This window comes from Paraburkholderia sabiae (assembly GCF_030412785.1).
GTDB classification, from domain to species: domain Bacteria; phylum Pseudomonadota; class Gammaproteobacteria; order Burkholderiales; family Burkholderiaceae; genus Paraburkholderia; species Paraburkholderia sabiae.
Map to the genome: position 1 here is coordinate 310902 of NZ_CP125297.1, position 14069 is coordinate 324970.

At 56.1% G+C, this 14069-nt stretch carries 14 protein-coding genes and 1 pseudogene; 14 read left to right on the forward strand and 1 reads right to left on the reverse strand.

What is annotated here, in order from left to right; genetic code table 11:
• Positions 1-63 precede the first annotated feature (63 nt).
• From QEN71_RS41190 to pxpA, 8 genes and pseudogenes are all read left to right on the forward strand, one after another.
• Positions 64-450: a RidA family protein gene (locus QEN71_RS41190; RefSeq protein ID WP_201658838.1), complete on the forward strand. Its 387-nt coding sequence runs from the start codon at positions 64-66 to the stop codon at positions 448-450.
• 253 nt (positions 451-703) lie between these two features.
• Positions 704-1840, forward strand: coding sequence for a porin (locus QEN71_RS41195; protein WP_201658841.1), 1137 nt, complete (start codon positions 704-706; stop codon positions 1838-1840).
• A gap of 167 nt (positions 1841-2007) precedes the next feature.
• Positions 2008-2736, forward strand: a complete 729-nt coding sequence (pxpB, locus tag QEN71_RS41200; protein ID WP_201658844.1) for a 5-oxoprolinase subunit PxpB — start codon at positions 2008-2010, stop codon at positions 2734-2736.
• Positions 2733-3725 carry a 5-oxoprolinase subunit C family protein gene (locus QEN71_RS41205; RefSeq protein ID WP_201658846.1) on the forward strand — a complete coding sequence of 331 codons (993 nt, stop codon included), beginning with the start codon at positions 2733-2735 and terminating at the stop codon, positions 3723-3725. Before pxpB ends, QEN71_RS41205 begins: the two co-directional genes overlap by 4 nt.
• Before the next feature lie 90 nt (positions 3726-3815).
• Complete coding sequence (gene accB, locus QEN71_RS41210) at positions 3816-4298, forward strand: acetyl-CoA carboxylase biotin carboxyl carrier protein (RefSeq protein ID WP_201658849.1); 483 nt, start codon at positions 3816-3818, stop codon at positions 4296-4298.
• A complete protein-coding gene (gene accC / locus QEN71_RS41215) occupies positions 4291-5655 on the forward strand; it encodes an acetyl-CoA carboxylase biotin carboxylase subunit (protein ID WP_201658852.1) in 1365 nt (454 codons plus the stop codon). Before accB ends, accC begins: the two co-directional genes overlap by 8 nt.
• Positions 5652-6077, forward strand: a complete 426-nt coding sequence (locus tag QEN71_RS41220) for a hypothetical protein (protein WP_201658855.1) — start codon at positions 5652-5654, stop codon at positions 6075-6077. The genes accC and QEN71_RS41220 overlap by 4 nt, the downstream gene beginning before the upstream one ends.
• Before the next feature lie 28 nt (positions 6078-6105).
• A pseudogene (pxpA, locus tag QEN71_RS41225) lies at positions 6106-6854 on the forward strand (5-oxoprolinase subunit PxpA).
• Between the two features lie 144 nt (positions 6855-6998).
• On the opposite strand, the gene QEN71_RS41230 reads toward pxpA, so the two are convergent.
• On the reverse strand, positions 6999-7922 hold the full coding sequence (locus QEN71_RS41230) for a LysR substrate-binding domain-containing protein (RefSeq protein WP_201658858.1): 924 nt from the start codon (positions 7920-7922) through the stop codon (positions 6999-7001).
• Positions 7923-8233: 311 nt separating this feature from the next.
• Here QEN71_RS41230 and QEN71_RS41235 point away from each other — a divergent pair, with 311 nt between their 5' ends.
• The 6 genes from QEN71_RS41235 to QEN71_RS41260 all read left to right on the forward strand — a co-directional run bounded on the left by QEN71_RS41235 (position 8234) and on the right by QEN71_RS41260 (position 14048).
• Positions 8234-9232, forward strand: a complete 999-nt coding sequence (locus QEN71_RS41235) for a threonine synthase (protein ID WP_267909739.1) — start codon at positions 8234-8236, stop codon at positions 9230-9232.
• A 104-nt stretch (positions 9233-9336) separates the two neighbouring features.
• Positions 9337-10431 (forward strand): ABC transporter ATP-binding protein, encoded by a 1095-nt coding sequence (locus tag QEN71_RS41240; RefSeq protein ID WP_407675478.1) that lies wholly within the window; start codon positions 9337-9339, stop codon positions 10429-10431.
• Position 10432: 1 nt separating this feature from the next.
• Positions 10433-11299 carry an ABC transporter permease gene (locus tag QEN71_RS41245; protein ID WP_201658867.1) on the forward strand — a complete coding sequence of 289 codons (867 nt, stop codon included), beginning with the start codon at positions 10433-10435 and terminating at the stop codon, positions 11297-11299.
• A gap of 2 nt (positions 11300-11301) precedes the next feature.
• Complete coding sequence (locus QEN71_RS41250) at positions 11302-12153, forward strand: ABC transporter permease (RefSeq protein ID WP_201658870.1); 852 nt, start codon at positions 11302-11304, stop codon at positions 12151-12153.
• Positions 12154-12171: 18 nt separating this feature from the next.
• A complete protein-coding gene (locus tag QEN71_RS41255) occupies positions 12172-13221 on the forward strand; it encodes an extracellular solute-binding protein (RefSeq protein WP_233472091.1) in 1050 nt (349 codons plus the stop codon).
• Positions 13222-13250: 29 nt separating this feature from the next.
• Positions 13251-14048 carry a putative hydro-lyase gene (locus QEN71_RS41260; RefSeq protein ID WP_201658876.1) on the forward strand — a complete coding sequence of 266 codons (798 nt, stop codon included), beginning with the start codon at positions 13251-13253 and terminating at the stop codon, positions 14046-14048.
• Positions 14049-14069: the final 21 nt, after the last annotated feature.

The window sequence follows — 14069 nt, forward strand, 5'->3', positions numbered from 1 at the left end:
GGTAATTGACCGCTGCGGCGGTCAAGCCGTAGCAAAGCTTGTATCCCGACTCTTATCCTCGCCATGAAATCTTTATCCGAAATTGCTACACCGGACGCCCCTCAGGCCATTGGCCCCTACTCGCAAGCCGTGAAATACGGAAATCTCCTCTTCGTGTCCGGTCAGTTGCCTCTGGTACCGGAAACCGGGGCTATGGTCTCAGACGATCCAGCCGAGCAACTCGTACAGTGCCTAAAGAACATCGATGCAATTGCTCGAGCTGCCGGAGCGTCCCTCAGTGAAGCCGTGAAGACGACAATCTTCCTGACGGATCTACGCTCGTTTCCGCACATGAATGAACGGTATGCGCAGTTCTTTGAGAAGCCTTTTCCCGCTCGTGCATGCGTTGAGGTCAGCGGATTGCCGAAAGGAGCAAAGGTAGAGATTGAGGCAGTAATCGCTCTCGAGTAGGTCAGATTCGACTTTCGTAGCGAAACCGTACTCAGCGCGGTCGTTTAGTACTGCAACTCAACGGGTGCAAGCTACAGAGCCCGCAATCGGCGTCGAACGTTCGGAGTGAGCGGGTTTCTTCACGCGCCAAACAAAGGTGACGTGCACGACTGTCCTCGTTGTGAGCGATCACGACGCACAGGACTTTTTTTACCCATAGCCGTTTTGAACACAAATATCAAACCTTAAAAATTGCCGCCGGAGATCAGATTCTATGAAAAGGACAGTCCTCACCGCCGCCGCATTTGGTGCCTTTAGTTGCTCAGCTTTTGCTCAGAGCAGCGTTACGCTCTATGGGATCATTGACGCAGGCATCGACTATGTCAACAACTCTGGAGGACATTCAGTCGTCCAGGCCGTCAGCGGAGTGAATCAGGGTAGTCGCTGGGGTTTGCGTGGCGCGGAAGATATCGGCGGCGGAACGAAGGTCACATTCCAGTTGGAAAATGGCTTCAACGTATTTAACGGAAAGTTAGGCCAAGGCGGCCTAGAGTTCGGACGACAGGCTTGGGTCGGTCTCACCAACCCGAAGTACGGTACATTCACGGTCGGTCGCATGTACGACCCGCTGGTGGACGTGATCCAACAGACAACTCTGAACGGTCAAGCTGGGTCATTTTTCTCCCATCCCAGCGATTTCGATAACACCGACAACGGGTTTCGGATCAATAACGCGGTGAAATACGTCAGCCCGCGATGGGGAGGGTTCGCAGCCGAGGGCATGTATGCGTTTGGAGGCGTCGCGGGACATTTCGGTCAGAACAGTTCCGTTGGCGCCGGCGCAAGCTATGTCTACGGCCCCTTCTATCTCGGTGCGGCATATTTCTTCGCAAAAAATCCGGCTACCCAGTTTCCGGATGGGAACTTCCAGGCAAGCTCGCCTACTACCCCGAACTCATCAACAACCGGGATCATGGGCTTCGTTGGAGCGCCCTCGAACATGCAGACTATTGCAGTCGGCGGCACGTTTACGTTCCTCGATACAAGTCAAGTTGGTGTTAATTTCACTAACACGCGATTTGATGACGCGAACGGAATTTCCGGCAATCTTGCTCGTTTCAACAACTACGAAGTCTGGGCAAAGTATTTCATGACGCCGTCGCTCATGCTTGCCGGCGGCTACACGTTCACCGACGGCACTGTGAACAATGGCGGTGCGAATCCTCGCTATAGCCAAGTCAATGCGATAGTCGACTACTTCCTTTCTAAGCGGACCGATGTGTACATTATGGGCGTCTATCAGCACGCCTCCGGCGGCGCCCTCGCGGCAATCTATCAGAACGCTGCTGGCACTCAGTCGACCACAAATGTACAGGTAGTCGGTCGAGTAGGCATTCGTCACAAGTTCTAGAGGCATGGGGCGATGCCGGTACTAAGCTAGGCCCGGCGTCGCTAGCGACTTGGCAGTGACGAAACCGTTCATATAGAAGGCAAATAGTTGATTCGATACGCCGCTTAACAGTCGCCGCTCAGCGGCCGAAGCGCGTTCTTTAGCGCCGTGCACCACAGAGAGATTCAATGGCCACAGTTGATCGACTCGACGATTCCATCGTTGACTCAGAACAAGCTCTTCCGCTCAATGTTCCCTTGCGAATATCGAGCGCCGGTGTGGGAGGAATTCTTCTCGATCCGTCGAAGGAATCGTACGACAGCGATGTTCAGTCGCGGCTCGTATGGTTGGCAGAGCGCTTGCGCGGCTCAGATATGCGAACCCGCGCCATTCGACAAGCGATTCTTGGCGTCAACAACCTGCTGGTTCTTTTCGACCCTCTCGAACTTGCGCCTCAGGATGCGCGAGAACTAACGTTGGACCTCTGGCAGCGGGCGGAGCACAGCGAGAAGACACAAAAGACCTTCGAATTCGACGTGGATTACGGGGGAGAAGGTGGGCCAGATCTCGTCACAACTGCTGACGGGCTCGGCATGACGGTCGCGGAGTTGATTCGTTCCCATAGTGAGGCTACTTACACCGTGTCATGCATTGGCTCAATGCCGGGGTTTCCGTACATGACCGGGCTGCCGAACGCCCTGCAAACCAAACGCCGCGCGAATCCTCGGATGAGCCTCGCTTGCGGCTCAGTCATCATCGCGGGTGCGCAGGCCGCGATTCTGCCAATGACAGCACCGTGCGGATGGCATGCACTTGGGAGATCGGAGCGGGCAATCTTTGATTCCCACTCTAGTCAGCCCTGTCTCCTAAGTGCTGGCGATTTGGTTCGATTCAATGTTCGCAAGGTCCTCTCATGATTGAAGTGAAAAGTAACGGGGCATTGAACTTGGTCGTCGATGCGGGCCGGATGGAGTGTATGCCAATGGGCGTAAGTATAGGCGGGCCGCTTGACGCATTGTCATGCAGGCTCGCCAACATTATGGTCGGAAACACACAGGACGCGGCCGCGATAGAAATCGGCATTTTTCCTTTCCGAGTCGAATTTCAGATCGACGCGCTCATTGCGGTCACCGGGGCACCAGGCGCGGCGAAAGTGGGCAGTAGATCGCTCGCGCCGTACTGGTGCCGATGGGTCTCTGCGGGCGATACCTTATCGATCGAGCCGCCGGCGAAAGGAGGGCGGACCTATATAGGGGTCGCAGGTGGCATCGCTGTCTCGGAAGTGCTGGGCTCAAGATCAACTGACCTGCGGGCTGGTATCGGCGGTATGAACGGCCGGGGGCTGAAGCGCGGTGATGTGCTGCCTGTCGGAAAATCATTGAACAGTCCAAACAGGGGGAGCCATGGAAACGGAACCGACTTTGGTATCGCGCCCCAAGCAGTGAAGAATCTGTTCTCGGAGCTCTCTGGTAACACCGTTCAGTTGCGATGCGTTGCTGCCGCAGAGCATAAAGACTTTTCCTATGAGGCGACGCAGAGGTTTATGCACGAACCCTATACGGTCCGTCCTGAATCGAACCGTATGGGTTATCGACTTGAGGGGGAGCGCCTCGATCTCGTTGTGCAAAGGGAGCTTTTTTCGCATGGGATTGTCCCGGGTACCGTGCAGGTTCCGCCCTCAGGACAGCCGATCATCCAACTAGCAGACGCGAACACTTGTGGGGGATATCCGAAGATCGCAACAGTAATCGAAGCCGACCTATGGAAGCTCGGACAAGTTTGTGCGGGGATGCATCTGCATTTCAAAATGCTAGGCGAAGACGACGCGTTGGCTGCGCTCCGCGATGACCATATGGAAGTCCTTTCGCTTCGTCGAGACATCGAATTGATGGCCGGCAGGTTTTGAAGATTAGTGGATGCCGGCGGACGCGATGGTGATCGCGCTCTGCTCGAGCACCACACCAGCGACTGATTTCAACTGAAGAGGTTCGATGCTGTGCCTGACGATAAGTCTGAACGTACCCTACTCATTAAGCAGGTCGCCGAGTTGTTCGATATTTCGGGCGCTACTGATCTCGAATTCCAAGGTGGCGGTTTTAGCCTAAGACTTAAGCGCGGAGGAAGCACTTCGCCCAGTGTCGAACTATCGACTACGGGCGCGCGACTCATCGACGCTACGGGCAAGTCCAGCGATGCGGCGAAGTCGGTACAACCGCCGATCGCAAATAAGGAACTGCACACGATCGTCTCTGGGATGGCTGGTACGTTCTTTAGATCGCCAAGCCCGGAAAAAGATCCGTTTGTCGCATTGGGGGATACGGTCAGCATCGGCCAGACCATCTGCCTGGTTGAAGCGATGAAAATGCTGAACGAAATCGAGGCGGACCGGCAGGGGATCATCGTCGAAATACTGCCGGACGATGGAGCAACAATTGGTGCAGGAGCACCTCTTTTCGTTATCGAGGTGGGCAATGTTTGACAGCGTAATGATTGCCAATCGCGGTGAGATTGCGCTTCGTATCCTTCGTGCGTGCCGTGAACTGGGGTTGAAGGTCATCGCTGCGCATTCCGAAGCGGATGCTTCCCTACGCCACGTGCAGCTAGCAGATGAAAAAATCTGTATCGGGCCGGCCGCCGCACGCGGAAGCTATTTGAACACTACAGAGCTTCTAGTCGCTGCAAGGCTCACCGGAGCCAGGGCGATACATCCCGGATACGGCTTCCTATCCGAAAACGGCGACTTTGCTGAAGCGGTGGAGAACGAGGGCTTGGTTTTCATCGGCCCAAGGGCTGCCTCTATTCGTCGCATGGGAGACAAGGTCCAAGCTAAACAAGCAATGAGAGAGGCAGGGGTTCCTTGTGTGCCGGGGTCCGACGGTGCGCTTCCTGACGATGACCAAGAGGTCATCCGTATTGCGCAGCGGGTCGGTTATCCACTGATCATCAAAGCAGCCGGCGGCGGTGGCGGTAAAGGCATGCGCGTTGTCCGGAACGAGGGCGACTTGCTCGCCTCGGTCTCGCTTACGAGGCAGGAAGCAGATCGCGCGTTCCGGAATGCAGCTGTATATATGGAGCGGTTCTTAGAACATCCGCGCCATGTGGAAATTCAAATTCTCGCCGATGAACACAGAAATGCCGTTTGGTTAGGTGAGCGGGACTGCTCACTTCAGCGCCGCCACCAAAAGGTGATCGAAGAATCTCCGGCACCAGGAATACCACGGCAGGCCATCGCAGAGATAGGGCAGAGGTGCGTTGAGGCATGTTTGCACATTGGTTACCGGGGAGCGGGCACTTTTGAGTTTCTTTATGAAAATGGCGAGTTTGCCTTCATCGAAATGAACACCCGCGTCCAGGTCGAGCATCCTGTGACCGAGCTTACGTGCGGTGTGGACATCGTTGTGGAACAGCTTCGAATAGCGATGGGATTTCCCTTATCGGTTTGCCAAGATGACGTAACGTTCCGTGGACATGCGATCGAGTGCCGAATCAATGCCGAGAACGCGCGGACGTTCATGCCGTCTCCCGGGACGGTCACGGCATGGCTTCCGCCTGGAGGCCCAGGAATTCGAGTCGACTCCCACATGTATGCGGGATACGAGGTGCCGTCGCACTACGACTCGCTGATCGCGAAAGTCATTTCCTTTGGGGATGATCGCGAGCAAGCGATCGCGCGGATGAAGCAGGCACTCAGTGAAATCGTAATTGACGGCGTGGAGTCCAACGTACCGCTTCACCGAGAGGTGCTAGAGCTGCGAGAAGTGGCTGCCGGTGGCTTCACCATCCACTTTCTTGAGAGTTGGCTTTCCACGCGTCAAACGAAGGGAGCCACGCAATGATGGACGTTCTTGAAAAGCTGTCCGGCGCGTTTAAGGATTCAGACTGCTCGGAGCTCGACTACTGCGATGACAAAATACGTTTCATATTACGTCGGTTACCTACCCAGTTTCCTCACGCGTTAGTCGCGGAAGAGGTCGTAGCTTCAGCCAACCGTCGCGAGGTTGAAAAGCCGGAAACGAAAATCATCCGTGCAAAAGCTTCGGGGTGTTTCAGTAGTGCTCATCCGCTTACGGGTGCGCCGGCGACAGCGCCGGGCGAGGAGGTGAAAGCCGGCGACACGGTAGGTTACCTGGTAGTTGGGGAAGCTTTGAGCCGTGTCGCATCACCGGCAGCTGGAGTTGTAGTTTCTTTCGACGTGCAACATGGGCAGCTTGTCGGTTTCGGAGAAGCTGTTGCACGCGTAGCCCCATGTCCAACCTGAAACATCCCTGCGCAGTATTCGGAATTACATGCAAATTGATTTGAACGCTGATCTTGGCGAAGGTTACTCCACCGATGCGGCTCTGCTTGACCTCGTCAGCTCCGCGAACATCGCGTACGGCTGGCATGCAGGGAGCGCAACGGCGATGCGCGAGTGCGTACGCGGGGCGGTGGAAAGAGGCGTCGCGCTGGGCGCGCACCCGAGCTTCAACGATCTCGCACACTTTGGTCGCAAGGAAATGCATCTCCCGCCGGACGAGATATACGCGGACGTGCTGTATCAACTGGGCGCGTTGTCGGCAATTGCGGAGGCGGAAGGCGGGCACGTCGCGCACGTGAAGCCGCACGGCGCGCTGTACAACCAAGCTGCAAATACGCACGAGATTGCGGATGCCATTGTGTCCGCAGTTCGTGACTTCGATCCTTCGCTGTTAATTTTCGGCCTGGCCAACAGCGGCTTGGTCGACGCCACGCGCCGAGCTGGACTCGTCGCGGTGGAAGAAGTGTTTGCGGATCGCGGGTATCGCTCGGATGGATCGCTAGTGCGCGCACGGAAGCGGGGGCCTTGCTCAGCGACGAAGATGTCGTATTGCACCGTACACTCGCGATGATCCTTGAGCGACGCGTGCAGGCGGTAACCGGCGAATGGGTTCCGCTAAATGCGCAGACCATCTGCCTGCACGGTGATGGTCCCCACGCTCTAGCCTTCGCCCGACGGGTTCGCAGCGCTCTTGCAGCGGCCGGCATTGACGTCGATTCAGCCTCAAGTTGTCCCTGACACCATGCTACTGGTGCTATCCAGCTGGAAGCGCTGTCGACGAATTAGACGTCGCCGGCATCCGTTGGCCGGTGCCAATCGGACCCTGGGAAACCGACATTCAAGAGGTGCTCACGTGGGTTGAATGCACTCATTCGCCGCCACCTAAGGAAGTAGCTCCTCGGCATATGGCAGCTCGCGGACGCTGCGAATCGCTTCTTCACGCATATATGCAACGAAGGCCTCCGCGATTCTGGTGCGTGCGTGGGTAGCCGTCCACAGGAGGCGGCTCTCGAACGGCACATGTGGTTCGAAGCGCCGCATGACGATAGGCAAATGCTTAACCTGTGTCGCAAGGATTGGGTTGACTATGGCTACGCCGAGCCCTCTCGCTACAAGCGCGCAAAGCGTTTCGGCGTACTGCGTCTCGACCTGCACGAGGGGATGGACGTTCGCGTCGGCAAACATTTGGTCGATGACATGACGGGTGCTGTCCTCTAACGCCAAGGAGAGGAACGCCTCCTCGTGCAGGTCTTTCGCATGGATCGGGCGCTTCAGGCGTGCCAGTCTGTGTTCCGATGGTGCGGCTAGTACCCCTGCCGGCGCGAGGAACGTTTCTTCTTCGACTCCGAGAAAGCCGCTTTTCGGTCCGGCAATGCCGACGTCGCATCGGCCGCCGGCAGCCCATTCGTACACCGTCGCCGAAGGTCGAATTTGTAGGGAGACGGTCACCTCTGGGTAGGCTTCTTTGAAGCGCTGAAGAGCTGCCGGTACTACACCGTTGGCGAATACGTGCATGCATGCGATGCGAAGTCGACCGGTTCCAAAGTTCCTTATGTCTTGAGCGATGCGGCGCAGTTGGTCGACGCCGACAAATCTCCGCTCGACTTCGCGCAGAAAAGCGGCTCCTTCGGCTGTCAGGCGAGCCGGACCATGACCCCGTTCGAAAAGCGCAAAGCCGATGCTGGCTTCAAGTCGTCCAATCGCCCTCGTGAGAGCCGGCTGAGTGATGCCGAGCGCTTCGGCCCCACGCGTAAACCCGCCATGGATAGCGGCCGACCGGAACGCTTCAATCTGTCTAGCTTCCACAGACATTACCTCAAAGCATGGAGTTCATTTTTGGCTGCATTAGACAGAATATCACTGCTCGTGAGGAAATAGGCCTCACGGAGCAACTCCACGTCCAACCGGACGCGAACAGCAGGGGAAATTTGATGAACCACTTGTACCGTCGGAACCCGGACCTTATCGGATTTCGATCACTCGCTGGAGGGCCGTTGTTGCCTGTTGGCGATTATCCGGGCGGGTGCCCAGACAGCAGGTTGGCGGGCCGACCCACCAGCGTAGCAGCCGTGTACGCAAGCACGAGCGGTGTTGTACCACCAAATGACAAGCAAGACATGAGGCGTTGGGGGCCTTACCTCCCGTATCTCGACTGGCCGTCGCTTGGTGAGGGTGGGACGCCAATGATCGAACTACGGTCGCCGTCTCTGAAACGGCTCTGGGTCAAGGCTGAATGGATGAACCCGACGGGAAGCCATAAGGACCGTATGAGTCCTCTCGCCGTGGCGCGTGCACTTGAGGTGAACGCCGGCGGTATCGTTTGTGCAAGCTCGGGTAACGCTGGCGTATCGCTGGCGTGTTTCGCATCTCGCGCCGGGCTCGCTTCCCGGGTGTTCGTCACTCCTAGCCTCCCCAAGCCGGTTCAACGAGCGCTGACGACGTACGGAACCGAGATAGTCGTAGTCGAGAACAGCTTGGAGCGCTGGCGGGTCATGGAGAAGGCGGTACATGAGGAGGGATGGTTTCCGCTGACCAACTTCCACCTGCCAGCCGTCGGCAGTTGTGCCTGGGGGGTTGAAGGGTACAAGACCGTAGCGTTCGAGCTGGCGAACGACTGTCGGGACGGCTTGGACGCGGTCATTGTTCCGACTGCGAGGGGCGACATCATCTGGGGTATCGCTGCGGGCTTTTTTTCGTTGGCAGGCCAAGGCCATTGGAAAGGGAAGGTACCGAAGCTCATCGCCGTGGAACCTTTTCCACGGATTTCGAAGGTTCTCCGAAATGAGGCTTTGATCGGTGATGAATTTCCCGGGTCGACGAAGCAGGCATCGATAGCGGGCACAACAGCTACGGACCAATCCCTGCGGGCCGTGGTCGATACCGGCGGGACAGCGATAGCTGTGAGTGATGAATCGGCGGCGCAAGCGCAGCGCCACTTAGCCGACCAATTCGGCATCTACCTTGAACTCTGCGCGGCGGCCGCCTACGCGGCAATCCCTCAGCTCTTGGCGGATGGTCACCTTGTGGAAGCAGACAAGGTGGCGTTGATTGGTACAAGTGCTGGCTACCGTGATCCCATTGCATTGGACATCACAACTTCTCGAGCAAAACCATGAGCACAAAGCATCCGATAGCGGCAGTGGCTGTTTCTAATGAGGTGGAGACCGGGCGCGCATGGTTGAGGAAAGACGCTGCCCCCGCGGCGCGCGGAAGCATTGCAATCGACGGAGCTCCAATACGAATCGAAAGTCTTACCAAGCAGTACGGTAGCTCAAAAGCAGTAAGCGGTATCGATCTAGATATTCACGCAGGAGAGTTTTTATCGCTTCTAGGGCCTTCCGGTTCCGGCAAGACTACGCTGCTTATGATGCTCGCAGGATTCGAGTTTCCGAATGAAGGAAGCATAACGTTGGGTGGGATTGACATTACACGGATGGCCCCCAATAAGCGAAATATCGGAATGGTATTTCAGCGATACGCGTTGTTTCCCCATATGACGGTACGGCAGAACATTGCATATCCCCTGAAGATGCGAAAAGTGCCAAAGGCGGAGATACCTGACAGAGTAGAGCGAGCCCTCTCGATGGTCCAGCTGAGCGGATACGGCGATCGCATGCCAAGCCAGTTATCCGGTGGGCAGCAACAGCGCGTTGCAGTCGCGCGGGCACTGGTCTTCGAGCCACCAGTGCTGCTAATGGATGAGCCGCTCAGCGCGCTCGACAAGAAGATGCGCGAACGGATGCAGATCGAGATCAAGCAACTCCAGCAGCGACTCGGCGTAACTGTCGTGTATGTGACGCATGATCAAGAAGAAGCCTTGACCATGTCCGATCGAATTGCAGTCATGGGGAACGGATGCATCCAGCAAGTAGGAACAGCGCTGGAGCTTTACGAGCGTCCCGCGACTCCGTTCGTTGCAGACTTCATCGGCAAGATGAATTTCATACCTTCTACATGCGTTGCGATCGACGATGATGGTGTTACGGCCCGCGTAAGTGGCAATGCGGTTTTCAAGGTGCCGCGACACCAGGTTCGGAGTGCCACGTTGCCATCGGTGGGCGACCGGTTGGATCTAGCCGTCCGCCCAGAGCGAACGCAGATTAGGGCCGGCAATGTGCAGGCATCGGGCATCGCTGGCATTGTAGAAGCGAAAGCCTATGTAGGGGCATTCCAGTGGCTCATAGTACGGCTTGCCGATGGAACTGTCGTGCATGTCCAGAGCCAATGCGGAGGCGCCGCAGGAAATATTGAGGAGCGAAGCGCGGTCGACCTTACCTTCCACACAGCGGCCGTTCAAGCCTTCCGGGGGGATTGACATGTCTACGTCCGCGAAGCAACTCGGGCGTTCGCCGCAATCGCGCGACAACTACGGCCCCTTGTCCTCGTTGCTGCTCTTGTCGCCCTTCCTATTACTTTTGCTTGTGGCGTTCGTCTATCCTGTTGGGAAGTTGCTGTTGACCAGCGTCTTTGCCCCCACATTTACTGTCGAGCACTACGAGCACGTTGCATCAGGGCTTTATGCCCGCGTGTTTTTGCGAACCTTTCTTATAGCGCTTGCAGTAGCTAGCATAGCCGTTGTCTTGGGTTACCCTGTCGCCTGGCTTCTGACGCGTCTTAAGGGTACAGCGGCTTTTCTTACGACCATCTGCATTCTCATCCCCATGTGGACGAGCGTCTTGGTCAGATCGTATTCTTGGATCGTACTTCTCCAACGGAACGGGGTTGTCAACGACGTGCTGATTGGCATGGGGCTTGTAAGCGAGCCTCTTAAGCTGATTTACAACCAAGGCGCCGTGATTATGGCAATGGTTCACGTTTTGCTACCGTACCTGATATTGCCCGTCTATGGCGCATTGAAGGCCATCCCGCCTGACCTGTCTAGAGCGTCTTCGAACCTTGGAGCAAGTTCCGCTCGAACCTTTGTAGGGGTGACTCTGCCACTCAGCATGCCCGGCGTCTACGCAGGGTCGCTCATCGTATTTGTGTTGGCGCTCGGTTTCTACGTGACCCCAGCGTTGGTTGGGGGACCGAGCACACTGTTGATTGCTACGCTCATTGGTCAACAAGTCACACAGACGTTCAACTGGCCGTTCGCCGCAGCGTTGTCAACTCTTCTACTGTTGGCAACTATCGCTGTCACGGTGGTCTTCAGACGGTTCATGTCGTTTTCCGGGAAGCTGTGATAATGAATACGATCAATGTGTCAGCTAGCCAAGTCGTAAACAGCAAATCTCCGTCGTCTGTTGGGACTTTAGCCTTGGTAGGGTTTGCGCTACTGGTGCTCCTCTTTCTGATCGGGCCGATCTTAATCATTTTGGTGATGTCGGTCGGAGATGCCTCCTATATCCAGTTTCCACCGCACGTCCTGTCACTAAAATGGTATGTGCAATATCTTGCGGACGCGGATTGGATGTCGGCAACTTTGTTCAGCCTCAAAGTGGCTTGTGCCACGACGGTCTCCTCGACGGTGATCGGCACCATGGCGGCCATGGCGCTTGTAAGAGGTATCTTCCCTGGTAAAGCGGCAATTCAGGCTATTGCTTTGAGTCCGCTCGTCGTGCCGCACATCGTGATTGCGATTGCGTTGTATCTCTTCTTCGCACCTGTCGGACTGGTTGGTAGTTTTGGCGGCTTTCTTATCGCGCATACGGTCCTCGCCGTTCCGTACGTCGTAATCACCGTGTCAGCGGCACTGAAGAGTTTCGATCCTATTCTTGAGAGGGCAGCCCTGAATTGCGGCGCGACGCGACTCAATGCGTTCTTTTCGATCGTCCTTCCCGACATTGTGCCCGGCGTCGCCGCCGGAGCTGTGTTTGCATTTCTCGCGTCGTTTGATGAGGCGACCGTCGCATTCTTCATCTCTGATACGGGAGGGAAAACGATCACTCGGAAGTTTTTTGAAGACATCGATTACAACCTCACGCCAATTATTGCAGCGGTGGCAACGATGACGATCGTTCTGTCGCTAGCTCTCATGACGGGTATCCGCACCCTGGAACGAAGGGCAAGCGCCAAATCGGGAAAAGTGAACCTTTAGGAGACTGCCGTGAAACAGATGAACAAGCTCATACGCTTTCTGACAATTGGCGGGTTCGTACTCTGCCAGGCAACGACGAGTCGCGCCGAGGAAACCATTACTGTCGCGAGCCCCGGAGGCGCATATCAACAAAGCCTGCGTAACAACGTTTTTGACCCATTCACAAGAGCGACTGGAATACAGGTAAATGTCGTCACTGCGGAAGCTCAGGAACAAATCGCGAGATTGCGCGCGATGGCTCAAACAGGGTCGGTCAATTGGGATCTCATCATCCTGGGAGACATCGAGGCTCATGCAGATCGGGTCAAAGCAATCACTGAGGACATGACCGGATTCTGCCAGAAGCTAGGTGGGAAAAGCCTTATGCCCGCAGGCTGCGACCGAGCGGGCGTCAATCTCGACTATGGTGTGACTTACCTGGTCTACAACGGCGACAAATTTCCAAAAGGCGGGCCGACGAACTGGAAGGAGTTCTGGGACACGACGGCTTTCCCTGGCGGGAGGGCGCTGCCGGATTTCGGTGATCCCTGGCGAGTTATGGCGGTCGCGCTAGTGGCAGATGGTGTACCTCTGAATCACCTGTTTCCTTTGGACATAAAAAGGGCTTTACACAAGCTAGATCAAGTAAGGCCGCAAGTCTCGATGTGGTGGAGGACGGGCGACCAGAGTATTCAAGGATACCGAAGCGGGCAATATTTCACAGGGATGATGTGGAGAACGCGTGCAAGCGTACTTGAGAAAGAGGGGCGGAAAGTTGAATCGTCCTATGACGGAGCAATCATCATCGCGGATCGAGCGATGATCCCGAAGGGTGCTCCGCACAAGGCGGCGGCGGAAAAGCTTTTGGAATATTTCGCTAGCACCCCCTCGGCGCAGGCCAAACATTGCGAGAACCTCGACTGCGTGCCTGCAAGCGACGTGGCAATGAAGATGATGCCGCCTGACGCGCAGAAGCGTCTCCCGACGCCTGAAGAAATCAAAAGCAAGTTCATTGTCCCAAATCCAGACTGGATCAACGCAAACCGCGACAGCTTACTTGAAAGCTGGAACACTTGGATACAGCAGTAGTTCAGCTTCGATAAACAGAGGAACACGAAATGTTGCGCGAACAACTCAGCAATGCCACTGGAAAGCAAGTGCGAAAAGCAATCCGTGAACGCGAATGGACGCGTACGACACACGGACTAGCGCGGAGCTACGTTCAGGCCAACTTGGCGATCGTGCCCGAGCAATACGCCTTCGATTTCCTGCGGTTTTGCCAACGGAATCCGAAACCATGCCCGCTGCTCGAGGTGAGTGATCCAGGCAACCCGGAGATGCCGATCACTGCGCCCGGAAGCGACATCCGGACAGATCTGCCCGGGTATCGGGTCTACCGCAATGGAGCGCTTATCGAGGAAGTCCCGCGGATTGAACACCTGTGGAGAAAGGATCATGTTAGCTTCATTCTCGGTTGCAGCTTGTCTTTTGACGAGATTCTGACCGATGAAGGCATTGCTCAACAGCATCTCAAAGAGGAAAACGGAAGGATCGCAGTGTACAAGACGAACATTGAGTGTCAGCCGGCGGGTGTTTTCAAGGGTCCCATGGTTGTGGGCATGCGTCCCATAGCCCGAAAAGATGTGGCCCGCGCAATAGAGATCACGTCGCACTATCCGCTAGCTCATGGTGGGCCTGTCCATGTGGGTGACGGCCGTGATATCGGAATCAACGACGCAACGAAAGTTGATTGGGGCCGCTACACTCCGCCGTCTGAAGACGAGATTGAAGTCTACTGGGCCTGCGGTGTCACCCCACAGGCGATAGCAATGGCATCAGGAATTCCTGAAATGATCACGCATTCTGCTGGGCACATGTTTGTGACAGATATCAAGCTGAGCGCTATCCGAACTTAGTTCTAGCGGACATTCGACTGC